At 50.9% G+C, this 23,215-nt stretch carries 20 protein-coding genes; 16 read left to right on the top strand and 4 right to left on the bottom strand.

Annotated features, from left to right (window positions below; all coding sequences use genetic code 11):
* Positions 1 to 76 precede the first annotated feature (76 nt).
* The gene (locus KNO78_RS04540; RefSeq protein WP_214690842.1) at positions 77 to 937 is read left to right on the top strand and encodes an SDR family NAD(P)-dependent oxidoreductase; all 861 of its coding nucleotides are present in this window, start codon (positions 77 to 79) and stop codon (positions 935 to 937) included.
* Positions 930 to 2,480: an AMP-binding protein gene (locus tag KNO78_RS04535; RefSeq protein WP_214690843.1), complete on the top strand. Its 1,551-nt coding sequence runs from the start codon at positions 930 to 932 to the stop codon at positions 2,478 to 2,480. Before KNO78_RS04540 ends, KNO78_RS04535 begins: the two co-directional genes overlap by 8 nt.
* A 333-nt stretch (positions 2,481 to 2,813) precedes the next feature.
* Here the strand turns inward: KNO78_RS04535 and KNO78_RS04530 are convergent, their stop codons facing one another.
* Together KNO78_RS04530 and KNO78_RS04525 are read right to left on the bottom strand one after the other, a co-directional pair.
* A complete protein-coding gene (locus KNO78_RS04530) occupies positions 2,814 to 3,434 on the bottom strand; it encodes a YesL family protein (protein WP_214690844.1) in 621 nt (206 codons plus the stop codon).
* 27 nt (positions 3,435 to 3,461) lie between these two features.
* Positions 3,462 to 4,586 (bottom strand): GntR family transcriptional regulator, encoded by a 1,125-nt coding sequence (locus KNO78_RS04525; RefSeq protein WP_074036932.1) that lies wholly within the window; start codon positions 4,584 to 4,586, stop codon positions 3,462 to 3,464.
* A 367-nt stretch (positions 4,587 to 4,953) separates the two neighbouring features.
* Here KNO78_RS04525 and KNO78_RS04520 point away from each other — a divergent pair, with 367 nt between their 5' ends.
* From KNO78_RS04520 to KNO78_RS04455, 14 genes are all read left to right on the top strand, one after another.
* The gene (locus tag KNO78_RS04520) at positions 4,954 to 6,303 is read left to right on the top strand and encodes an ABC transporter substrate-binding protein (RefSeq protein ID WP_214690845.1); all 1,350 of its coding nucleotides are present in this window, start codon (positions 4,954 to 4,956) and stop codon (positions 6,301 to 6,303) included.
* A gap of 68 nt (positions 6,304 to 6,371) precedes the next feature.
* Positions 6,372 to 7,268, top strand: a complete 897-nt coding sequence (locus KNO78_RS04515) for a carbohydrate ABC transporter permease (RefSeq protein WP_021066211.1) — start codon at positions 6,372 to 6,374, stop codon at positions 7,266 to 7,268.
* A 72-nt stretch (positions 7,269 to 7,340) separates the two neighbouring features.
* Positions 7,341 to 8,183, top strand: coding sequence for a carbohydrate ABC transporter permease (locus tag KNO78_RS04510; RefSeq protein ID WP_031200025.1), 843 nt, complete (start codon positions 7,341 to 7,343; stop codon positions 8,181 to 8,183).
* Positions 8,184 to 8,251: 68 nt separating this feature from the next.
* The gene (locus tag KNO78_RS04505; RefSeq protein WP_214690846.1) at positions 8,252 to 9,652 is read left to right on the top strand and encodes an arabinan endo-1,5-alpha-L-arabinosidase; all 1,401 of its coding nucleotides are present in this window, start codon (positions 8,252 to 8,254) and stop codon (positions 9,650 to 9,652) included.
* 16 nt (positions 9,653 to 9,668) lie between these two features.
* Positions 9,669 to 10,979 (top strand): arabinan endo-1,5-alpha-L-arabinosidase, encoded by a 1,311-nt coding sequence (locus KNO78_RS04500; RefSeq protein WP_214690847.1) that lies wholly within the window; start codon positions 9,669 to 9,671, stop codon positions 10,977 to 10,979.
* 280 nt (positions 10,980 to 11,259) lie between these two features.
* The gene (araB, locus tag KNO78_RS04495; RefSeq protein ID WP_214690848.1) at positions 11,260 to 12,957 is read left to right on the top strand and encodes a ribulokinase; all 1,698 of its coding nucleotides are present in this window, start codon (positions 11,260 to 11,262) and stop codon (positions 12,955 to 12,957) included.
* Entirely contained in the window at positions 12,951 to 13,649 is a 699-nt protein-coding gene (gene araD, locus KNO78_RS04490; RefSeq protein WP_214690849.1) for an L-ribulose-5-phosphate 4-epimerase, read from the top strand. The genes araB and araD overlap by 7 nt, the downstream gene beginning before the upstream one ends.
* Positions 13,650 to 13,683: 34 nt before the next feature.
* The gene (araA, locus tag KNO78_RS04485) at positions 13,684 to 15,171 is read left to right on the top strand and encodes an L-arabinose isomerase (RefSeq protein ID WP_214690850.1); all 1,488 of its coding nucleotides are present in this window, start codon (positions 13,684 to 13,686) and stop codon (positions 15,169 to 15,171) included.
* Between the two features lie 44 nt (positions 15,172 to 15,215).
* Positions 15,216 to 16,739 carry an alpha-N-arabinofuranosidase gene (locus KNO78_RS04480; protein WP_214690851.1) on the top strand — a complete coding sequence of 508 codons (1,524 nt, stop codon included), beginning with the start codon at positions 15,216 to 15,218 and terminating at the stop codon, positions 16,737 to 16,739.
* A 7-nt stretch (positions 16,740 to 16,746) separates the two neighbouring features.
* Positions 16,747 to 16,980 (top strand): DUF6171 family protein, encoded by a 234-nt coding sequence (locus tag KNO78_RS15620; RefSeq protein WP_214690852.1) that lies wholly within the window; start codon positions 16,747 to 16,749, stop codon positions 16,978 to 16,980.
* 15 nt (positions 16,981 to 16,995) lie between these two features.
* Entirely contained in the window at positions 16,996 to 18,000 is a 1,005-nt protein-coding gene (locus tag KNO78_RS04470; protein ID WP_214690853.1) for an aldose epimerase family protein, read from the top strand.
* Positions 17,997 to 19,166: a sn-glycerol-1-phosphate dehydrogenase gene (locus KNO78_RS04465; protein ID WP_214690854.1), complete on the top strand. Its 1,170-nt coding sequence runs from the start codon at positions 17,997 to 17,999 to the stop codon at positions 19,164 to 19,166. The genes KNO78_RS04470 and KNO78_RS04465 overlap by 4 nt, the downstream gene beginning before the upstream one ends.
* On the top strand, positions 19,163 to 20,110 hold the full coding sequence (locus tag KNO78_RS04460) for a glycoside hydrolase family 43 protein (protein WP_031423589.1): 948 nt from the start codon (positions 19,163 to 19,165) through the stop codon (positions 20,108 to 20,110). Before KNO78_RS04465 ends, KNO78_RS04460 begins: the two co-directional genes overlap by 4 nt.
* Positions 20,107 to 21,051 carry a glycoside hydrolase family 43 protein gene (locus KNO78_RS04455; RefSeq protein ID WP_214690855.1) on the top strand — a complete coding sequence of 315 codons (945 nt, stop codon included), beginning with the start codon at positions 20,107 to 20,109 and terminating at the stop codon, positions 21,049 to 21,051. The genes KNO78_RS04460 and KNO78_RS04455 overlap by 4 nt, the downstream gene beginning before the upstream one ends.
* Positions 21,052 to 22,024: 973 nt before the next feature.
* Here KNO78_RS04455 and KNO78_RS04450 read toward each other — a convergent pair.
* Positions 22,025 to 22,549: a DM13 domain-containing protein gene (locus tag KNO78_RS04450; protein ID WP_159562369.1), complete on the bottom strand. Its 525-nt coding sequence runs from the start codon at positions 22,547 to 22,549 to the stop codon at positions 22,025 to 22,027.
* 100 nt (positions 22,550 to 22,649) lie between these two features.
* A complete protein-coding gene (msrA, locus tag KNO78_RS04445) occupies positions 22,650 to 23,174 on the bottom strand; it encodes a peptide-methionine (S)-S-oxide reductase MsrA (protein ID WP_147538139.1) in 525 nt (174 codons plus the stop codon).
* Between the last annotated feature and the right edge of the window lie 41 nt (positions 23,175 to 23,215).

Below are 23,215 nucleotides of genomic sequence, written 5' to 3'. Positions count from 1 at the left end.
TGGACGCTGCTGTTTGTCATGTTAGGCTAAATGATTGTCTTGGTGCGAGACGAATATAAAAAAAGGTGCTGGCTATATGTTTGACTACACGTTACTCGAGAGATTTCTGTTTCGATTTCCTTCCTTCGATTATCAAAAAATGAAATCAGAGCTGGATCGAAAAACGATATTGATTACTGGAGCGAGCTCAGGAATCGGGCAGGCGTTCGCTTATTTACTAGCGGATACAACTGCGCACCTGATTCTCGTAGCCCGTAGAGAAGCAGACATGAACGTCATGAAGTCTGAAATCGAGAAGGGATCAGCCACGGTGACCGTGTTCCCGGCAGATCTTCGAAATGTAGAGGAAAGGAATGGATTGTTGGCGTATCTCCATCAACTACCGGACGGATTGGATGTTCTCGTCAGCAATGCTGGAATCTCCATCAATCGTCCCATCACTGAGTCACTCGATCGATACCATGACTTCACTCGGACGATGGCGATCAATTATTTTGCTCCGGTACAATTGATTTTATCGCTCATTCCGTTGCTCGAAAAGAAGAACGGACAAATCATCAATGTGTCGACCATCAATGTGTTACTTCATCCTTTTCCTCACTGGGCGGCCTATCAGGCATCAAAAGCCGCGTTTGATACGTGGTTTCGCTCCGCAGGTCCGGAACTCACAATCAAAAATATTTCCACGACGGCTCTATATCTACCGCTAGTAAAAACACCGATGATTAAACAAACGCTAGCTTATCAGCATTCTCCTGCCATGTCACCGGTACATGTGGCGGAACTGATTGGACATGCACTGTATACAAAACGACCAGTATATAAGCCGTGGTGGTTGTTCCTCGGTCAAGTAGCGTCTCTTGTTTTCAGAAGACCGATAGACTGGATGGTCTCTACATTACTTAAGAGAAAGGAGCGTGACAATAAGAATGGTTAAGTTATTGAAAGTCTTGTCGCAGCTCCAGTTTCTATCACCATCAAACCTAGTCCGTCTATTCATCGCAATCCGTCAAAACGGAATCAACTTGATGCTTCTTTTTACATTGACGGAAAAAGTAGGGAGTCAAAATACGGCTTTAGTGGATAGTCGAGAAACAGTGACATTTAAGGAGCTAAAGACACGCTGTGAACACCTTGCTTATCATTTCGCTGATCAGTTTGGGGTCAAAAAGGGACAAAAAGTGGCATTTCTTTGTCACAACCACGCATTCTTCGTACAAGGGATGTTTGCGGCCTCACGACTCGGTGCTGACATCTACATGCTTCATTGTTCGATGAGTCAACTGCAGTTCAACCGGCTTGTAGAAGAACAACCATTCGATCTCTTGATTTACGATGAGATGTTCGAAGAATTGATAGAGAACTCATCTTACGAACGTTCGACATTTGTCAGCTATCATCGCGATAAAGATTCAATCAACCGTTTATTGAGGTCGAAGCGACATCATAAAGAAAAACTACCGGCCGCCTCGAGCGGGAAGATCGTGCTGTTGACCGGCGGTACTACCGGAAAACCGAAACAAGTGACTCATAAACCATCCCTCTTTCACTTTCTGTCTCCATTCGCAGCTCTAATGAACCGATTGCAGTTGCCATCATTCAATACTGCTTATATTGCCACACCGATTTACCATGGCTACGGCATCTCCATTCTTTTATCTTTTCTCGCGTTAGGGAAAAAGGTTGTCATTCAGGAGAATTTTGAAGTGCAAAGAGCCTGTGACCTCATTCGGCGACACAAGGTAGAAGTAGTCACGGTCGTCCCGCTCATGATCCATAAAATGTTACGACACGATCCAACATCACTTCATTCTCTCGCTTGTATTGCTTCCGGTGGTGCGAAGCTTCATCCCGTTTTAGTCCGTGAAGTCCATAACGAGTTAGGGAGCGTCTTATACAATCTATATGGAACATCGGAAGCGGGCTTGAATCTGATCGCCACACCAGAAGATTTACAGTATGATGCGAACACGCTCGGGAGAAGGATTCCGGGAGGGGACTTAAAGGTAGTGAAAGATGGAATGGAAGTCGAGCCAGGCGCCATCGGTGAATTTTGCATACGAAATAAGTGGTCCATGCAAAACCAGAAAAACCGCTGGATTCAAACGGGTGATGTCGGATACCGGGATGAGAACGGCTATTATTTTTTGTGTGGACGAACAGACGACTTGATCATCTCGGCAGGAAACAATATTTATCCTGGGGAAGTCGAGACGGTTTTGCGCGACCATCCGAATGTCGAGGACGTCGCCGTCATCGGGGTAGAGGATGTGTACACGGGTCACATCTTGAAGGCATATGTACAGGTGTATGATGAAGTATTGACAGAAGAAGAGCTAGTGAGCTGGTTGCGCGAACGAGTGACAACATATCAGGTTCCTCGAGAAATTGTGTTCGTGAAGGAGTTGCCTTATACAGAGGTCGGGAAATTGGATAGGAAACGACTCCTACTTATGAATACGAAGGGTTGCTTGTTGTAGTCTATTGAAATCAGCTTCTTTCAGTAATGAAGGACTAAACTATGTTTTCGAAAAGGCTAAAGTGACTCTTCGTTCTGATTCATTGTCGTAATGCAAAATATAATGTAAGTCACCAACAACAGGAGTATCCTCAATAAAGTCATTAACGGAAAAGCCCAATTGCTTTGCTTCCTCACTAACTAAGAACTGTATTATTCATTTTGAATAGGATTTTAACAACCTAAAGAAGTGATTTGGTCATATTTATTGAAAATTGACAGATGAGTAAACTATTCTTCTTAGACTCAAATAAAAAACCATCTACTTTGTTAAAGTAGATGGAAAAAATCAATATTACGTGGAGTCGATATCGATATGATTATTCGTTATAGTACGATTTAATTGGTGGAGATATAGTTTCGTTTTTAGAAAAACGATGAACGAAAATCCGAACAACAAGTAGAGTGGTGACCGATACGCGAGCATACCGAGTGCTGTGAACAACAAGAACGCGAACGCGACGATGTAGCCGTACCGCATGATGCTGAATAACGCCAACTTCAAGGCGTCCATCGTCTTCATCTCGTAATGCGTCAAAATCGGAAACAGGAATAACGACAGGGCGATGAAGACAAACCCGATCACGAACAGCCCCGTGAAGAGAATTGTCTGCCCGGTATCGATTTGACGAATGAACAAAAAGTCAATCAACAAGACGAATACAAACAAGGTCCAAGTTGCACCGAGCTTATAATAACGGCGCACGCCTTCATTAAAAAAGCGGAAGTAGGCGCGGAACACGCTATAATCTTGGTTGACCGACCATTGCCGTGTGACGGCATGTAAAGCGTACAAGGCCGGGAACAACGTGAGGACAGGCAAAATGGTCAGTAAGAAGACCACGTTCAGTTGCACCAGGCTAGTGACAAATTCGAGCGCTTGGAATAGCTTGTTATGTTCATGTTTTAAATTCATGAGGACCTCCAAGAAGTTAGCAGAGAATCAGCCTAATTTAGATTCGAGACGGTTATAGGGTGCAGTCGAGTTGCGGACGATCAATTCGGGTTCATACGTATGTGACGGTGGCATCTCTTTTTTCTCGACGGCCGCGATAATCCACTCGGCTGCGGCACGACCCAATTCTTGCTTCGGGTGGATGATCGAAGTCAGTTTAACCTCTGTCGCGACGGCAAGCACCGAGTCGTCATATCCGACGAGTGAGACGTCTTGCGGGACAGAGAGGCGTAGATTTCTCAACTGGTCCAACACGTTAAGGGCGAGTTGGTCGTTATAACAGACGATTGCACTCGGCCGTTCGTCCGCGTTCTCAAACACTTGATGAATCACGTCATAAAAAGAGGGCACAAGTTCTTCTGTCGTATACGTTATAATTAATTCTGGCTCTAGGGGGAGATTGTATTCCCGGAACGCGCGTATAAAGCCGCGCATCCGATGGACCCCTTGAAGGTCATCTGTTTTGAAAAGTCCCATGATGCGCTCATGGCCAAGTTTGATGAGATGTTCGGCAGCCAAGAACCCACCCTTCTCGTCATCCATGATCAAATAAGGGGGCGTCAACTGCGAATAGTATTGGTTAATCATCAAATAAGGCGTGTGCTGTTGTTCGAGTTCTAAATAATATTTGATGTTCGGATTGTAGCTACTGCTCTTCGTCGGCTCGACTATCAACCCATCAATTTGACGATCTAACATCATCTCGAGGCACTGCCGTTCTTTCTCGACGTTGTTATCCGTACAAGATAAGGTCAACGTGTATCCTTTTGAAGCCAAGTGGGATTCAATCCCCCGGATGATGGACGGGAAGATATAATCAGACATGTAGGTCGTGATGACTCCGATGTTTTTACCATTGCCTAAACGTTCGATCGTCTGGGGAGTCGAGGTCGGAAGGACCGGGGAACAATACGTGCCCGAGCCTTGTTCACGGTAAAGATAACCTTCGTTCACTAGTTCTCCTACAGCTTGTCGAATCGTATGACGGCTCACTCCAAATGATTGGACCAATTCATTTTCAGAAGGAATTTTTTCACCGGGTCTTACCGTTCCATCTTTTATCCATTCAAGAATATGATCTTTGACCATATTGTACTTTGTGCGTTGTGCCATCTGGCGTCCCTGCTTTCTCTCATGTACGTCGAACAACTCATACGTACAAGATATGATCTTACTTCCATATTAACAAACAAATGTACCATTTACTATGAATAAGCAAAAAAATCATCTGAATCTTCTATGAATATGTACGGATGAAATATAAAAATACATAAAAATCGAATTGACATGTCCGAATGTGTGTAATAGACTCGAATTGTACAGAAAACGCTTTCATTACCAATTATATCAGTTTATTGGCTAGTAAATGTATAGTGTCGTGTGGGCTTCATTATACAGTTTGCTTTTTTATTTAACTCAACATGTACGTACATCTTTATCATGCTTTGCACATGAATATAAATTGATGGAGGAATTCACAATGAATCGTAAATCGAAAAAAATGTTTGCGTTGACGATGTCAGCACTGATGACAACTTCTTTAGCGCTCGCCGGCTGTTCGGGAGACGAGGCAGGCGCGGATGGAAAAGTTGAACTGACATTTATGTTCCGTGGAAATCCAGAAGAGTTAAAAGCCTACCAAGCAACAGTAAAACGTTTTGAAGAAGCCAACAAAGATGTAAAAGTGACGATGGTCCAGACGGCGCCGGATCAGTACGACACGAAACTCAAATCGGCCATCGCAGGTCGCAAAATCCCGGACGTCTTCTTCTATAATCCTGCCCAAGTGAAGGCCTATGTAAACTCGGGCGTGCTACTCGATATCACTGAAACGGTTGAAACTTCAGAAGACGTCAAGTTGGACGACATTTGGGAGAAGGGTGTCGACAAATATCGTTTCGATGGGAAGACGCTCGGAGAAGGCGCGATTTACGGACTACCGAAAGACTTAGGTCCGTTCGCACTCGGCTACAACAAGACGATGTTCGAAGATGCGGGCATCCCGCTTCCGGATAAAGACAAACCATATACATGGGATGAGTTCGTGGACGTAGCCAAACAGTTGACGAAAGACACGAACGGTGACGGGAAGATGGATCAGTACGGCACTGGCTTCAACGTAAACTGGGCCCTTCAACCGTTCGTCTGGAGTAATGGAGCGGACTGGATCAATGAAGATGGTACGAAAGTGACAATCGATGATCCGAAGTTCATCGAAGCGTTGCAATTCTTCGTCGATCAACAGTTGAAACACGGGATCACACCGTCAATCGGCGAAACACAGACGCTCGACACGTACCAACGTTGGCTGAAAGGTCAGCTCGCCTTCTTCCCAGTCGGACCGTGGGATATGGCAGCATTTAAAGAACAGTTGAAATTCGAGTACGACTTACTTCCATGGCCAGCCGGTTCAACCGGTAAAGCGTCAGGATGGGTGGGGTCACTCGGGATCGGCGTCGGGTCGACGACGAAACATAAAGAAGAAGCGGCAGAGTTGGCGATGTACTTGTCTGCGGACCAAGAAGGGCAACAAGCGCTCGTAGACGCGCAAGTCCAATTGCCGAACAGTATGGAAATCGCAGACAACTGGGCAGCCGATACGTCAATCAAACCAGATAACAAACAAGAGTTCCTTGATTTGATCAACGATTATGGCCGCGGGTTCCCGGCTGAGAAAACATACACGGCAGAATGGTACGACGAGTTCTTCAAAAACATCCAGCCTGTCCTAGACGGTAAAACGTCGGTCGAAGACTATGTGAAGACGGCGCAGCCGAAGATGCAGAAATTGCTCGATGCGGCGATCGAACAAGAGAAACAGGCGAATTGATCAGAGAGTCGAAACGGGGTGGCGATGTTTGCCACCTGCGTCTCTGACGTTGAAAGGATGGAAGGATAATGAAGACAAAATCGATTTCCAAGTTATATCGAACTGAACAGCGGTACGCCTACCTGTTCGTTGCGGCACCGGTCATTGGGTTCTTCCTCTTCGCGTTCGTACCGTTGATGTATTCTGTTTACGGCGCTTTCACGAATTGGAACGGCCTCGGTCAAATGAAATTTATCGGGTTTGAGAACTTCGTTAACTTGTTCCAAGATGAATATTTTTATAAATCAATGTACAACACGCTCTTTATGATGATTGGGATCCCAATCGGAATCGTTCTCGCGCTGCTGCTTGCCCTCGCGTTGAATCGAAAGATTTTTGGGACGGACACGTTCCGCGTGATTTATTACATTCCCGTCATCTCGTCGATTGCCGCCGTCTCGATTTTGTGGCAATGGGCGTATAACGGGGACTACGGATTGGTGAACCAATTCTTGGCGTTGATCGGCATCGACGGGCCGAACTGGCTTCAAAATACCGATACCGTCAAACCGGCGCTCATTCTCATGGCGATTTGGAAAGGACTCGGCTACACGATGCTCCTTTACTTGGCGGCGCTCCAAAGTGTCCCGAAATCCTTTTATGAGGCAGCGAAACTCGATGGGGCCAACGCGTGGCAAAGCTTTTGGCATATCACGCTCCCGATGGTCAAACCGGTCACGTTCTTCATCATCGTGACGAACATCATCGGTGGAGCGCAAATCTTCACGGAAATCAACGTCATGACACCAACCGGGGGTCCGGAGTACTCGTCTGCCTCTGCGGTCTTCTACATTTGGCAAAAATCGTTCGGGAACTTCCAACTCGGTTACGCTTCGGCGATGGCGCTCGTCCTCGGGCTCTTCATTTTCATCGTCACGTTGCTCCAATTCCGGATGAATGAAAAATCATCGTTCGATCTTGATTGAGCGATTCGCGTATAGGAAAGGAGAATGACCATGCAATTAGCTCTCTCACGGAAAAAAGAAAACGTGGAAACGATGTCGGTGAAGAAGAAGGATCGGATCACGGATTTCTTCATCTTTATCTTCCTGTCCATCGGAGCGGTCGTTATGATTGCACCGCTACTTTGGATGGTGTCGACATCACTCAAATCAAAAGAGGATGTGTTCGCACTCCCGCCGGTATGGATCCCGACCGATATTTCGTTTAGCAAGTACACGGAAATTTGGAGCATGGGCCCGCTGTTGTCCGGGATATCGAACAGTTTGATCGTCGCGTTATCCGTCACAATCGTCGGAACGTTCACGTCGAGCTTGGCGGCGTTCGCCTTCGCGAAGTTGAACTTCAGAGGCAAGAATAAAATCTTCCTGCTCTTGTTCGCTTCTGTCATGATCCCTTACCCGGTGCTCATGATTCCCCAGTTCATGATGTTCTCGAGCATCGGCTGGGTGGATACGCTGTTACCGTTGATTGTGCCTGGATTGTTCGGGAATATTTTCATGATTTTCTTCTTGCGCCAATTTTTGAACAGCATCCCGAACTCGATTATCGAGGCGGCCAAGATTGATGGCTGCTCGTACTTCCAAATCTTCTATAAGATTATCTTCCCATTGATCAAGCCGGCCGTGGCCGCGCAATTGATTCTTTGGTTCATGGCAATCTGGAACGACTACCTCGGGCCGATTCTGTATTTGAACTCGCCGGAGAAACAGACGCTTCAACTTGTCATCGCGAACTTTAACGCATCTTATGCAATTCAAAGTGATTATCCGTTAATCATGGCCGCGTCCGTCGTGGCGTTACTCCCGATGTTAATCGTCTTCATGATCTTCCAAAAACAGATCATCGAGTCGATTGCGATTTCTGGTGTGAAGGGCTGAGGTGTGACAAGACAGAGGCACCCGTCTTTTTTAGGCGGGTGCCTTTTTGATGGAGGAAGGAGATTGACATGAAAAAAATAATGGTCTGGATGGCGTTGCTCATTGTCGCGGTCGGAGGTGTTTTCTTCTGGCAGACGACGAGTGCGTCAATCCATGAGTCGGTACTCCCGAAACCGCCGTTTGATCAAAAGGTGGAAGATGTGACGCCAGACGTACTCAACAAAGAGAGCGAGTGGACGACGAACTTTACGCATGACGGGGCAATCTTTAAAGATGGTGACACGTACTACGTTTTCTCGACGGATTACATGGTGGGTGGTCCTCCGACGCCCGGTATTCAAATTCGTAAATCGACCGATCTCATTCACTGGGAGTTCGTCGGCCGTGTGTTCGATCGAGTGTCTGAAGAGGCGTTCGCTTGGGCCGGTGGGAATACGTTCTGGGCCCCGGCGATCACAAAAATCGGAAATCGGTTCCACTTGTACTATTCCGTATCAGGGGTCGGGAGCCGCACGTCGTACATCGGGCTGGCGACCGCGTCAACGATCGAAGGGCCTTGGGAAGACGAGGGCGCCGTCGTGACGTCGAAAGACGGGGACGGGGGTGTCGCCAATGCGATTGACCCTCATGTGACGCAAGATGCGTCAGGCAAATGGTGGATGACGTATGGGTCGTACTTTGGTGGGATCTTTTTGACGGAGATTGATCCAGGCACTGGGAAGCGAGTGGACGAATCGTCAGAGGGAACGTTGCTCGCCAAACGGAAAGACATGTCGATGGGCATCGAAGGACCGGAAATCTTGTATAACGATGAGACAGGTTATTACTACTTGATGGTGTCGTATGGTTGGTTAGAAGATACGTACAACGTCCGGATCGGTCGCTCGAAGTCAATCGCGGGACCGTACGTCGACTCGCGTAGTCGCGACTTACGGGACGAATCGGATGAGTCATTTGATACGGGCGTGAAAATCGTGGGTTCGTATCGTTTCGAAGGAGATGATGGATACGTCGGGACCGGGCATTCGGCATTTTTACAAGACGGGACTGACACGTTCGTGTTGCATCAGGCGCGACCGAGTGAAGACATCTATTGGTCACAGTTGCACGTCCGAAAAGTGTATTGGACGAAAGACGGTTGGCCGGTCGTCTCGCCCGAGCGCTATGCAGGTGAAGGAGACGTCGAGGTCGACGACGCCCATCTGGTCGGGGACTGGGACGTCATCACGTTCCCGCGATTCGACGATGGACAGCAAGCCTCGAGCACGTTGACGTTGGAACGAGGCGGGAAGCTCGAAAACGGGGACGGGTCTTGGCGATTGAACGGCTCGGTCCTCGAGGTCAAAGTCGGACAAGAGACGTATGAGACGCAAGTCGGTGCGGCTTGGGACTGGGAGAATTGGCAACCGACGATCATCTTCACAGGTCTGAGCGAGGACGGCACCGCCGTATGGGGCAAAAAACGATAAAAGGAGAAACGGAAACATGCAAAAAATGAACGGTCCGAAACGAGAAGAACGTTATCTGCTAGAGCGATTGACGAACGAAACGATGTGGGGCACGCACAACGCCCACGATCCCGCCTCGATCAAAGTCGGGGACTGGTATTACGTGTTCTCGACGGATGCAGCCCACGGGCATCAAATTAACGGGGGGATTCAAGTGCGCCGCTCAAAGGATTTGATCCATTGGGAATACGTCGGCTTGGCGTTTGAAGAACTTCCGCACGAGGCTGTGGAATGGACGGGGGCGCCGGGGCTTTGGGCGCCGGAAGTTGTGTTCATGGGTGGTCGTTACGTCATGTACTATGCGGCTTCACAGTTCGGGCAGACGCAGTCCTATATCGGTGTCGCCAGTGCGGAAACGATAGACGGACCGTGGCAGGATCACGGGCTCGTCGTGAAGAGCGAGGCTGGGACGTCAGGACCGAACGCGATCGATCCGAATATTACGTTCGATGCGCATGGAGAACCTTGGCTCGTCTACGGTAGCTTCTTCGGTGGGCTGTACGTGTTCCCGATCGATCCGGAGACCGGGAAGAAACGTCCGGGGAGTGAGGAGACGTTGATTGCGAAACGTCACCAAAGCGTTGAAGGGGCAATCGAGGGACCGTATATCGTCTATCGGGAGGCGGATCGCCATTATTACTTGTTCGTCTCGTACGACTCCCTATTCAAGGACTATCACATCCGTGTGGCCCGCTCGACTTCGATCACCGGACCGTACGTCGATTTTGATGGGAACGTCATGACCGACCTCGAAATCGACTCCCAACAAGTCGGCATGAAGATTTTAGGGGGCTATCGGTTCGGGGTTGGGGAAGGTTGGGTCGGTCCCGGTCATAACTCCGTCTTGCATGACGGGGACAAGGATTATCTCGTCCATCACGTCAGAGGTGAGCAGGACCCGCACTGGCACGAACTGCATATCCGCAAAATCATCTGGACGGAATCGGGCTGGCCGCTCGTATCTCCGCAACGATATGCCGGGGAAGAAGAACGGCCCATCGAGATGGAGGAACTCGTCGGGGAGTGGGAGTGGATCTACATGGACCGGACGAAACATGACGTCCTGCCTTCAAGTAAGATTCAACTTCTAGCGGACGGGACTTTCGTGACAGAGTATGGCGAACGAGGCCGTTATGAGAAGCTGACGGATACGACCATCAAACTCTACGGTCCTGAAGGGATCACTTGGCATATGTTACCGGGCTGGGACTGGGAGAATTGGCGAGAGACGCTCGTGTTCGCGGGATTGGCTGACCAAGGGCACGTTTTTATCGGCAAACGACTGTAAATATCCGTACAACTTATCGCAGTCTCTTTAAAGATGAGTGTCACAGTTTTTTCAGAACTGACGCAAAAATGTTCAGATAAAATGTTGAAAACAGTTGATTAATTTAAAATAGTTGATACAATCAAAGTGTAAGTTATACGTACAACTTGATTGTATCTTTTTGTTTTCTGTACGAATCAGACATGTTATTTGAATAGTTGTACGGATGAAAAGACAAAAGTGCCCACACACTTTATTTTTTTCATCCTATATGTAAGCGCATTCTTTTGGAGGTGGGGTGATGAATATGGCCAACTATACAATCGGCGTCGACTACGGGACGCAATCAGGTCGTGCGGTCCTCGTCGACGTAGCGACAGGTCGAGAAGTGGCGACCGCGGTCAAACCGTACACACATGGCGTCATGGATGAATATTTACCGGACGGGGTGACCCGTCTCGAGCATGATTGGGCACTCCAACATCCGCAAGACTATTTAGAAGTATTAGAACTTACGATCCCGGCCGTCGTGAAAGAGGCGGGGATCATGCCGGACCAAGTTGTTGGAATCGGCATCGATTTCACAGCCTGCACGATCTTACCGATTGACGAATACTTGAACCCGCTTTGTTTCCGTGAGGAGCATCAACAAAACCCGCACAGCTACGTGAAGCTTTGGAAGCACCACGCCGCGCAAGACGAGGCGGACGAGTTGAACCGCATCGCAGCGGAGCGGGGCGAAGACTTCTTGAAACGCTATGGCGGGAAAATCTCATCGGAGTGGATGATCCCGAAAGTGTGGCAAATCCTGAACGAAGCACCGGCGATCTATGAAGCGGCGGACCAGATTCTAGAAGCGACGGATTGGGTCGTCTCCCAGATGACAGGTCGCGTCGTTCGGAACAGTTGCACAGCTGGATATAAAGCCATTTGGCATAAACAAGACGGCTACCCGTCAAACGAGTTCTTTAAAGCGCTCGATCCGCGGCTAGATAACGTTGTCGAAGAGAAACTAACGCGCGACATCGCACCAATCGGGTCCAAGGCGGGTGAACTGACAGAGGCGTTCGCCGCGCGAATCGGACTCCTTCCAGGCACGGCCGTCGCGGTCGCGAACGTCGACGCCCACGTGGCGGTACCGGCTGTCGGAATCGCCGAACCGGGCAAGATGCTGATGGTCATGGGCACATCGACGTGCCATATCCTACTCGGTAAAGACGAACAAGTCGTCCCAGGCATGTGCGGTGTCGTCGAAGACGGTGTCATCCCAGGATTGATGGGCTATGAAGCTGGCCAATCGTGTGTCGGGGACCATTTTGAATGGTTCACCGAGACGTGTGTCCCAGGACATTACGTCGAAGAGGCCGCCTTGAAAGGTATCGGCATCCATCAGTTGTTGACGGAGAAAGCAGCCCGGCAACGTGTCGGGGAGAGCGGTCTCATCGCCCTCGACTGGTGGAACGGGAACCGATCGACGCTCGTCGATACGAATTTGACGGGTGTCCTACTCGGAGCGACATTGCTCACGAAACCAGAAGACATTTACCGGGCATTGATTGAAGCGACGGCGTATGGGACACGGACGATTGTGGAAGCGTTCCGGAACAGCGGTGTCCCTGTGCATGAAGTATATGCAGCCGGCGGAATCGCCGAGAAGAACGCCCTCATGATGCAAATCTATGCGGACGTGTTGAATATGGAAATCAAAATCTCCGCCTCCTCGCAAACGCCTGCCCTCGGGTCGGCCATGTTCGGGGCGGTGGCGGCCGGTGCGGAGCGAGGTGGTTACGCCACGATCACGGAAGCGGCAGCGAAGATGGGCCGTGTCAAAGAAGAGACGTACAAGCCGATCCCGGAAAACGTCGCGACGTATGATGCTCTGTTCGCCGAATACACGAAACTATACGACTACTTCGGTCGCGGTGAAAACGATGTGATGAAACGCTTGAAAAAAATCAAAGCCGAAGCGTCACGCGTGAAGGAGGAGCCGGTATGGTAAGCCGTCATTTGAAGGAAGCCGTGCTCGAAGCGAACTTGGCCCTCCCGCAACACGGCTTGGTCACCTTCACATGGGGCAACGTCAGTGGCATCGACCGGAACGCCGGATTGGTCGTCATCAAGCCAAGCGGTGTCCCTTACGAACGATTGACCGTGGAAGACATGGTCGTCGTCGATTTGGAAGGTAACGTCGTCGAAGGCGAGCTTCGCCCCTCATCAGACACACCGACCCATCTCGCGCTCTATCGGTCTCTCACTGAGATTGGCGGGGTCGTGCATACCCATTCGACATGGGCGACGAGCTGGGCACAGGCGAAGCGGGCGATCCCGGCGTTCGGCACGACACACGCCGATTACTTTTATGGCGAGATTCCGTGCACTCGAGAATTGACAGACGAAGAGATCGCAACGGCGTATGAGCTCGAGACCGGCCACGTCATTTTAGAGACGCTCGACGAGTTAATGCTCGAAGCAGTCGCCGTACCGGGCGTGCTCGTGGCCAATCACGCACCGTTCTGCTGGGGCAAAGACGCGAATGAGGCGGTCCACAATGCGGTCGTCCTCGAGGAAGTCGCGAAGATGGGACTTCACGCCTTGAACTTGAACCCTGGCCTGACACCGATTAAACAGAGCATCTTAGATAAACACTATTTGCGAAAACATGGGGCGAACGCATACTACGGCCAAAAATGACCGGAACTTCGCCCTCACATTAGGGGGACTTTGGATGTTGACAGCAAAAACATATGAATTTTGGTTCGTGACAGGAAGCCAAATGCTTTACGGCGAAGACGTGATTCGGAAAGTGGAGAATCATTCAAAAGAGATGGTGGCCGGACTTGATGCGGCCGACGTCTTCAGCGACCGGATCGTCTTCAAGGGCGTCGTCAAAAATGCAGAAGAGATCCGTCAGATGATGCTTCAGGCGAATGCGGACGACTCATGTGCGGGCGTGATCACCTGGATGCACACGTTTTCGCCATCGAAGATGTGGATCAGTGGCATGCGCGTCCTACAAAAACCGTTGCTCCATTTCGGGACACAGTTCAATCGCGACATCCCTTGGGATGCGATCGATATGGACTTCATGAACTTGAACCAATCGGCGCACGGCGACCGGGAACACGGATTTATCACGAGCCGGATGAACGTCAAACGCAAAGTGCTCGTCGGGCACTGGGAAGACGAGACGACACGCGGCAAGATGGCGAGCTGGATGAAAGTCGCTCATGCGTTGGCCGAAAGCAAAGTGTTAAAAGTGGCTCGTTTCGGTGACAACATGCGCAACGTCGCCGTGACGGAAGGCGATAAAGTCGAAGCGCAGATCCGCCTCGGTTGGACGGTGGACGGATATGGTGTCGGTGATCTCGTCGCATATATGGACGCCGTGACCGACACAGATCTCGATGCGCTGATGGACGAATACGCGTCTCGTTACGAGCTGATGAACAAAGGGATGGCAGAAGGGGAGTTCCTCGACTCGGTTCGTTACCAGGGTCGCATCGAAATCGGTATGAAAGCCTTCCTCGAGGCAGGCGGCTATACCGCCTTCACGACGACGTTCGAAGATTTGCACGGCATGAAGCAGTTGCCGGGTCTCGCCGTCCAACGCTTGATGGAGCAAGGCTATGGCTTTGCCGGAGAAGGTGACTGGAAGACCGCCGCGTTGGTCCGTCTCATGAAAATCATGGCGAACAACGAACGGACCTCGTTCATGGAAGATTACACGTACCACTTCGAGCCGGGCAACGAGATGGTGCTTGGCGCCCACATGTTGGAGATTTGTCCGACGATCGCGGTAGATCAACCAAGAATCGAAGTCCATCCGCTCGGTATCGGCGACCGGGAAGCACCGGCCCGGATCGTCTTTGAAGGACAGAGCGGCAAGGCGTTGAACGCGAGTATCATTGATCTCGGCCATCGCTTCCGTCTCCTCGTCAACACGGTCGAAGGCATTCAGCCGGAAGAGGCGATGCCGAACTTGCCGGTCGCACGCGTTCTTTGGAAAACAGAACCTTCGATGGCGCAAGCTGTCGAAAACTGGATTCAAGCCGGTGGGGCGCACCACACCTGCTATTCGTATGAAGTGACGACCGACCAACTGCGGGACTTCGCGGAACTGCTCGACGTTGAAATCGCTATCATCGACGCCAAGACGGAGACGGTCCAATTTAACAACGAACTACGTTGGAATGAACTTTACTATCGACCATAATCTAAAGGGCCACTTCGTTGGCCCTTCTTCATGGAGGAGATACAATGAACAACCAACTCATCAAACCGACGCATGTGACGACAGGGACGACACAGCTCATCGTCAATGCCGACTTAACCAAAGGGACGATCAGCAAGCACATTTATGGTCATTTCGCCGAGCATTTAGGTCGTTGTATTTATGAAGGGCTCTGGGTCGGTCCTGAGTCGCCGATTCCAAACACGGATGGCATTCGCAACGACGTGCTCGCCGCCTTGAAGAAATTAAACATCCCCGTCCTCCGTTGGCCGGGCGGCTGTTTTGCCGACGAGTACCACTGGAAGGACGGGGTCGGTCCGAACGAGAACCGAAAACGGATGGTCAACACGCATTGGGGCGGGGTCGTCGAAAACAACCACTTCGGTACGCATGAATTCATGCGCCTCTGTGAGCTGCTCGAGTGTGAACCGTACATCTGTGGGAACGTCGGAAGCGGAACGGTGCAAGAGATGTCGGAATGGGTGGAGTACATGACGTTCGGTGGCGAGTCACCGATGTCGAACTGGCGACAAGAGAACGGCCGGACCGAGCCGTGGGAACTCACGTACTTCGGCGTCGGGAATGAGAACTGGGGCTGCGGCGGTAACATGCGCCCTGAATATTACGCGGACCTGTATCGCCGCTACCAGACGTACGTCCGCAACTACGACGGCAATAAACTCTATAAAATCGCCGGTGGGGCGAACATCGACGACTATAAATGGACAGAGGTCCTGATGCGAGAAGCAGGGACGATGATGGACGGGCTCAGCCTCCATTACTACACGATCCCAGGTGACTTCTGGTTGGGCAAAGGCTCGGCTCTCGATTTCACGGAGGACGAATGGTTCATCACGTTGAAGCGCGCCCTCCATATGGACGAGTTGATCACGAAACACGGCCAGATCATGGACCAGTATGACCCAGAAAAACGTGTCGGCTTGATCGTCGACGAGTGGGGCACGTGGTTCGATGTGGAGCCGGGGACGAACCCAGGTTTCTTGTATCAACAAAACTCGATTCGGGATGCACTCGTGGCTGCGGTCCACTTCAACATCTTCCATAACCATAACGACCGCGTTCATATGGCGAACATCGCTCAAATGGTCAACGTGTTGCAGGCGATGATTTTGACAGAAGGAGACCGATTCATCCTCACGCCGACATACCATGTGTTCGAGATGTACAGCGTCCACCAAGACGCCGAACGCGTCGAACTCGCCGCGCACACACGTAACTATGTGGCCAAAGATGAAGCCATCCCGGCCGTGAACGCCACCGCTTCGCGAAATGCGGAAGGTGTGCTCCACATCAGCCTCTGCCAACTCGACCACGAGCAAGGCGATACGGTCGAAATCGATTTACGGGGAATCGGCGCCATCTCTGGCGTGTCGGCCCGGATTTTGACGGCAGACCATTTGAACGCCCACAATACGTTCGAACAACCTGACCTCGTCTCAACACGGGACCATGACGTGACCGTCACGGAAGACGGCAAGCTCGTCCTCGACGTGCCAGCGATGAGCGTCATCACCATCGCGGTCCGCTGAGATGACGGTGGCGAAGACGCGGCGATGTCGGACCTGTCCACCGCAAACGACAGACCATGACTGGCTGTTGACCATCGATGCGGAAGTCATGGAGCAGGTGTCGGATACGGAATATGAGGCACGCCTCACCCATTGCGCGGCTTGCCCGTTCCAGCAACAAGATACTTGCTTGAAATGTGGGTGTTACGTCTCGTATCGGGCACGACTCGCGACGAAGCACTGCCCAGTGAACGTTTGGTAAAAAGGAGTGGATGTCATGAAGCGGCAACTAGAAACAGCGATTGACGAGTCGACAATCACGCTCGAGAACGATGTGTATCGATTGAACATATTGACTTACGGAGCGACGCTGCAAGAATTTTCGATTCAGGATGACGGCTGGAAAAATATCGTCTTGTCGTACGACACAGTCGAGGCGTACATGCAGGACACGTATTATTTGGGTGCGACGATCGGACGGGTCGCCGGACGGATCGACCAGAGTACGTTCGACCTGGATGGCGTGACGTATCACGTGCCCGCGAATGAAGGTGTCCATCACCTTCATGGCGGAGAAGGGTTGCACCGTCGCGTCTGGACGGTCGAACAGAGGACGTCCGACCGTGTGACGCTTCATTGCGTCAGTCCGGACGGAGAGAACGGATATCCCGGGACACTCGATGTCCGCGCCACGTTCGGACTGGCCGACCACGGCGTCACCATCACATACGAGGCGACCTCTGATCAAGATACGGTGTGTGACTTGACGAACCATACGTATTTCAACTTGAGCGGAGGTGAGCGGGACATCTTGAACCATGAGCTTACGTTGTCCGCCGACACGTTCGCTGAGCTGCGGGATGATTTGATTCCGACGGGTCGCTTGCTTGAAGTCGATCAGACAGCGTTTGATTTCCGGTCTGGTCGTGTCTTGGCGGACGGTCTCGAGTCAACCCATCCACAAAACGAATTGGTCAACGGCTATGACCATCCGTTCGTCTTCGCGGAGCGACGGGAAGCGAGACTATATGAGCGAGAGTCACAGCGAGAGTTGACGATCTCGACGACGGCCCCGGCCATCATCCTCTATTCGGGCAATCAGATGAACGAGACGACTTCATTGCGTGAAGGGACGTCGAGACGTCACTACGGCGTCTGTCTGGAACCGCAACACCTCCCTGATGCGGTTCACCACGAAACGTTCCCGTCGATTCGCTTGAAGGCGGGAGACACGTACCGTTGGCAAACGACGTACCGCGTCGAGACAGGAGTCAGCCGATGAACCTCGAACAGATTAACGAACACGTTCAAGCTTGTGATTGCGGGAACCCCCATCACGCGATCACGATTGAACGGATGGTCGCGTCCGAACACGTCTGGGTCGAATTGGCTGCGTTCGTCCACGAAAAAGAGTGGAACCGTCTCCTCGTCGTCGCCGACATGAATACCGAGCGCGTCGGGTTTCTCCCGCTACGAGAAGCCTTGATGGATATCGGAGTTGATGTGTCGCTCGTCTCGCTCCAAGCGGATGAGCAAGGCGACGTGTTGGCGGAGGAGCGCTCGGTCGTACAAGTATTGCTTCAACAAGATGAAACCGTCGACGCGCTCATTGCGCTAGGTGCCGGCACGATTCATGACGTCACCCGGTTCTGTGCGGCCAAAACGAAAGTACCGTTCATCTCGGTGCCGACCGCGCCGTCAGTGGACGGCTTCACGTCGAAAGGGGCGCCTCTCATTGTGAGAGGCAAGAAAATCACGTACCAGCTCGTTTCTCCGATTGCGGTGTTCGTCCCGAGTCAGGTGATTCGGAAGGCGCCGGACGCTTTGATCGCGGCCGGGGTCGGCGATATGCTCGGGAAATACACGTCTTTGTTGGACTGGCGGTTCGGAGCATTTGACGGCGGTGAACCGTTTTGTCCGGGCGTCGCATCACTGACGGAACAGGCGTTACAATCGTGTGTGGACGCCTTGCCTGCCATCTATAAACGAGACGCGGACGGGTTGGATCAACTGATGGAGTCGTTACTATTGTCCGGAGTCGCCATGTTGATTTTCGGTCATTCGCATCCAGCTTCTGGTGGTGAGCATCACTTGTCCCACTATTGGGAGATGGACTTCATCGCCAACCATCGTCCGGCGGTCCTCCATGGAACGAAAGTCGCCATCGCCACGATGGAACTCATCGATTCCTATAAAACAATGATGCTTGAATGGTCCGACACGCCGGGCGCGCTACGGGCGTGGGCCGAGCAGATGCCGACGCGGCAAGAGCTCGAACACTTCTTCCACGCGTTACAGGCACCGCTGCGGCCGGACGAGATCGGGGTCTCCTCGCTCCTGTTGGCGAGTAGCAAGAGAGAGGCGTACCGTTTGAGAGAACGACACACACTGTTAAAACATATGAGTTTGAACCGAACAGAATCTGAGATAGGGGAGCGTTCTTTATGAGAGAGACGATCACGAATCCGCTAGTGGAACAACGAGCGGACCCATGGATCATGCGCCATACAGATGGCTATTATTACTTCACGGCCTCGTTGCCGGACTTCACGGGCATCCCGCTCCGTCGGGCGAAGACGCTCGCGGCTTTGACCGAGGCGGAAGAACGAGTCGTCTGGACCAAACGTGAGACGGGCATCATGAGTGCGAACATCTGGGCCCCGGAATTACATCATATCCAAGGGAAATGGTACCTCTATTTCGCGGCCGCGCGAGAAGATCACGTCTTCGATCATCGGATGTATGTGCTCGAGAACAGCTCGGCGAATCCGCTCGAAGGGGAATGGGTCGAAAAAGGACAGGTCCGGACTTGGTGCGAATCGTTCGCGCTTGATGCGACGACGTTCGAGCACGAGGGGCGCCTTTATTATGTGTGGGCCCAAAAAGACCCGGCCATCGATGGTAACTCGAACCTCTACATCTCGGAGATGGAGAATCCGTGGACGCTCACAGGGCCACAGACGATGATTGCGACGCCGGAGTATGACTGGGAGAAGATTGGGTTCCTCGTGAACGAAGGCCCGGCCGTCTTGAAACGGAAAGGCCACATCTACATCACGTTCTCTGCGAGTGCGACGGACCATCACTACTGCATGGGCCTTCTGCGCGCTACGGTGACGAGCGATTTATTGGACGCGGCGAGTTGGACGAAGCATCCCGAACCGGTCTTTGGAACCGATGAAGCGGCGAGTCAGTATGGACCGGGCCACAACAGTTTTACGACATTAGAAGACGGGACAGACATACTCGTCTACCACGCCCGCAACTATAAAGAAATTGTCGGGGACCCGCTTTGGGACCCGAATCGACATACGCGTGTCCAACCGTTCATATGGGATGAAGCCGGTCCTGTGTTCGGCCGACCGATACGTGACGAGGAGGTAGTAAGATGAACCAAGTAGAGGATCGACATTTGATTTTAGAACAGCGGGCCGACCCATGGGTCTACTTGCATACGGATGGCTATTACTACTTCACGGCGTCGGTGCCTGAGTATGACTTGATTGAGTTACGCCGCGCCAAGTCGCTTCAAGCGCTTCGGACGGCGGAGCCGGTGACCGCATGGGTCAAACACGAGACAGGCCCGATGAGCGACTTGATTTGGGCTCCTGAACTGCATTACATTCACGGCAAGTGGTACCTCTATTTTGCGGCCGCGAAGTCGCGGGGCATCGTCAACGGTCTGTTCGACCACCGCATGTTCGTATTGGAGAACGAATCGGCAAATCCGCTCGAAGGGGAATGGGCCGAAAAAGGCCAAATTCAGACCGAGTGGGATTCATTCGCACTCGATGCAACCGTGTTTGATTATAAAGGGACTCACTATTTGGTGTGGGCTCAAAAAGATCCGGCCATCGAGGGGAACTCTAATTTATACATCGCCGAACTCGAAAATCCATGGACGATCAAATTGCCGCAAGTCATGCTGACGAAGCCTGAGTATGATTGGGAGACACGTGGTTTCCTCGTCAATGAGGGGGCGGCTGTATTGAAGCGAAACGGCCACATCTTCATCACGTATTCGGCGAGTGCGACCGATGAGAATTACTGCATGGGTATGTTGTGCGCCTCGGACGACGCTGATGTGTTAAACCCGGCATCGTGGTCGAAATCGTTCCGACCGGTGTTCCAGACGAATGCAGACGTAAGTCAATTTGGTCCCGGTCACAACAGTTTTTCCGTGAACGAAAAAGGAGAAGACGTTCTGATTTACCATGCTCGGACGTATACGGAAATCGAAGGGGACCCACTCTACGATCCGAACCGTCATACGCGTGCACAAGTGTTCACGTGGAATGAAGAAGGGCGCCCGGAGTTTGGGTCTCCTCAATAAGAAATAAAACCATTTAAGTGATTGATGCCATATCTTATCATTCAGAGAATATATGCACAAAGCAGGTTGATAAACATAATTTTTAACCAATATAAATGATGTTTAAGTAAGTGTAATTGCCGGCCAACAGATACATTTGTCGACAATTTTACTTACTTGTTTGAGGAGAAATTGGAGATGTTCCCAGATTTTTTCCAGACTCTCAAGGTAGCTGTCGAGCTCTTGTCCTGTTTAGTCCGATAGTGTTTCGAGATTGGCTCTCCGTTCTTCGTTCGTCTTCATCTTGGCCATCGCATCAGATTCCTTCATTTAGCAAGTCAGTGACAGACTTGTAGTATCCGTAAATTAGTTCAGTTCACATTCGAGTTGTGGCGATGTTTCTGGGATGTCGAGTAACAGCCATGTCCGTTCGAAATTGATGGGAAGCAAGACTATCTCGCAATACGAAATATCATTTAATAGATGATGGTCAGATACGGATATCCGGATGTTGTACAGTTTTTCATAGATAAGAACCGTGACGGTTTTCGGCTGAAGCGTCAGCAGTTGTCCCATCGTTAACGGACGGACGAGTGGTCACATAAGATTCACCTGCTCTCATAAGTTAGTGTGTCCTTCTATTACTTTTGGTACTCAATGGGTTCCCGCACGACACTTGCTTATTGATTAAGTCATCGACATGACGGGAAATTTGTGTACTGATTGAGCGTCGCACCGAATTTTTGATGGGTTCACTCTTCTCATTCATATGTTGCTCTTTCGCCAGTTTACGCATCTAAAAGAGTATAGCGTTGCCGAACGAGTTGACGTCCAGCGGAGGATATTCTGATTCTCTTGCGCAAACTTGAAGGTGTCGCGGACGGCGAAACGCTTTGCATATACGCAATTGAAGATTGATGATTGCTTTATATTATTTCAGCCGATTTCAAATGAAAAGAGGGTGGCCGATTCATTCAGCAACCCTCAAGTCTGTTTATTCACTTGAACCAGTCAGTTCTCCCGTCCCGAACGTCGCGCTGAACGCACGACACCAGATGACGACGGTATTGTACTCTTCTAGATTCACATCCTCTGGGATTAAATAGTTTTGATTCCCGATGTTCCCTTTTAGCGCCCCTAAACTGACGCCTTCGGTCGTCTCTTGCCCTGGTTTCGTCAAATATACGAATAAGTCAGGACCGTTCGTCGTCTCGAACTCTTCAAATCGGAGGTACGTCCCGTCTTCTGCCTCGACCGAGCGGATTGTACCGGTCGTCTCATAATTTTTCTCCCCGTCCATGAATACACCCGCTACTTCGGTTGGACTCGGTTGTGCTTCCGGTGTCTCGGACGTCTCTTGATCTGATTCCTCTTCCTCTGGAGCTGGTGATTCGACTGCTGTCGGCGGCAATCCTTCATCGACCGTCTCGGTTAAGAATAGTGGGGAGATGAGCCACCAGGCAACAGCGATTACGGCTACGCCAATCACACCGATGATGAGTTTCGTGCTTGTTTTCATATATGAGTCCTCCTTTTCGGATGTATGAACCATTTATAGTCTTTTCCCGATTATTGGTCTTATAAAAGACGCGAATGCTAACATTCGCGTCTGATGACCGTTATACGGTTTCCGTCCAGTTTTCCTCGATGAACTCGTCGCGTCCCGAGATGGCCCGGTCTTCCTTATAATGCTTCGGATTCTTTTTATGATAATCCTGATGGTAGTCTTCTGCAGCGAAGAACGTCGTCGCCGGAATGATTTTCGTGACGATCGGAGCCGTGAAACGACCACTTGCTGCCAACACATCGCGACTCGCCTCAGCCGCGACTCGTTGTTCTTCCGTGTGATAGAAGATGGCTGGGGCATACTGAGGTCCCCGGTCTTGGAATTGACCACCATCGTCCGTCGGGTCTGTCTGAATCCAATACAGCTCAAGAAGACGTTCATACGAGAATAATGCTGGATCATATGTGATTTGAACGACCTCGAGGTGTCCTGTCGTCCCGGTTTTCACTTGTTCATATGTCGGATTATCGACCTGTCCGCCCATATAACCGGACACGATACCCTCAATCCCTGGTAATTCCTCAAATGGTGTCACCATGCACCAAAAACAGCCGCCTGCGAATGTTGCTTTTTCCATACTTTCGTTCCCTCCAAATCGTCATTCAACAAAAAAGCGCT

Source organism: Exiguobacterium sp. s132 (assembly GCF_018617235.1).
In the GTDB taxonomy this organism is placed as follows: Bacteria; Bacillota; Bacilli; order Exiguobacteriales; family Exiguobacteriaceae; genus Exiguobacterium; species Exiguobacterium profundum.
Note: the sequence above shows the minus strand (reverse complement) of the source record. Positions and strands in the feature narration are given on the sequence as shown.

Bases quoted from the DNA above. Each gene is read 5' to 3' on its own strand.
- KNO78_RS04540 (WP_214690842.1), top strand. From the start codon at position 77: ATGTTTGACTACACGTTACTCGAGAGATTTCTGTTTCGATTTCCTTCC.
- KNO78_RS04535 (WP_214690843.1), top strand. From the start codon at position 930: ATGGTTAAGTTATTGAAAGTCTTGTCGCAGCTCCAGTTTCTATCACCA.
- KNO78_RS04530 (WP_214690844.1), bottom strand. From the start codon at position 3,434: ATGAATTTAAAACATGAACATAACAAGCTATTCCAAGCGCTCGAATTT.
- KNO78_RS04525 (WP_074036932.1), bottom strand. From the start codon at position 4,586: ATGGCACAACGCACAAAGTACAATATGGTCAAAGATCATATTCTTGAA.
- KNO78_RS04520 (WP_214690845.1), top strand. From the start codon at position 4,954: ATGAATCGTAAATCGAAAAAAATGTTTGCGTTGACGATGTCAGCACTG.
- KNO78_RS04515 (WP_021066211.1), top strand. From the start codon at position 6,372: ATGAAGACAAAATCGATTTCCAAGTTATATCGAACTGAACAGCGGTAC.
- KNO78_RS04510 (WP_031200025.1), top strand. From the start codon at position 7,341: ATGTCGGTGAAGAAGAAGGATCGGATCACGGATTTCTTCATCTTTATC.
- KNO78_RS04505 (WP_214690846.1), top strand. From the start codon at position 8,252: ATGAAAAAAATAATGGTCTGGATGGCGTTGCTCATTGTCGCGGTCGGA.
- KNO78_RS04500 (WP_214690847.1), top strand. From the start codon at position 9,669: ATGCAAAAAATGAACGGTCCGAAACGAGAAGAACGTTATCTGCTAGAG.
- araB (WP_214690848.1), top strand. From the start codon at position 11,260: ATGAATATGGCCAACTATACAATCGGCGTCGACTACGGGACGCAATCA.
- araD (WP_214690849.1), top strand. From the start codon at position 12,951: ATGGTAAGCCGTCATTTGAAGGAAGCCGTGCTCGAAGCGAACTTGGCC.
- araA (WP_214690850.1), top strand. From the start codon at position 13,684: ATGTTGACAGCAAAAACATATGAATTTTGGTTCGTGACAGGAAGCCAA.
- KNO78_RS04480 (WP_214690851.1), top strand. From the start codon at position 15,216: ATGAACAACCAACTCATCAAACCGACGCATGTGACGACAGGGACGACA.
- KNO78_RS04470 (WP_214690853.1), top strand. From the start codon at position 16,996: ATGAAGCGGCAACTAGAAACAGCGATTGACGAGTCGACAATCACGCTC.
- KNO78_RS04465 (WP_214690854.1), top strand. From the start codon at position 17,997: ATGAACCTCGAACAGATTAACGAACACGTTCAAGCTTGTGATTGCGGG.
- KNO78_RS04460 (WP_031423589.1), top strand. From the start codon at position 19,163: ATGAGAGAGACGATCACGAATCCGCTAGTGGAACAACGAGCGGACCCA.
- KNO78_RS04455 (WP_214690855.1), top strand. From the start codon at position 20,107: ATGAACCAAGTAGAGGATCGACATTTGATTTTAGAACAGCGGGCCGAC.
- KNO78_RS04450 (WP_159562369.1), bottom strand. From the start codon at position 22,549: ATGAAAACAAGCACGAAACTCATCATCGGTGTGATTGGCGTAGCCGTA.
- msrA (WP_147538139.1), bottom strand. From the start codon at position 23,174: ATGGAAAAAGCAACATTCGCAGGCGGCTGTTTTTGGTGCATGGTGACA.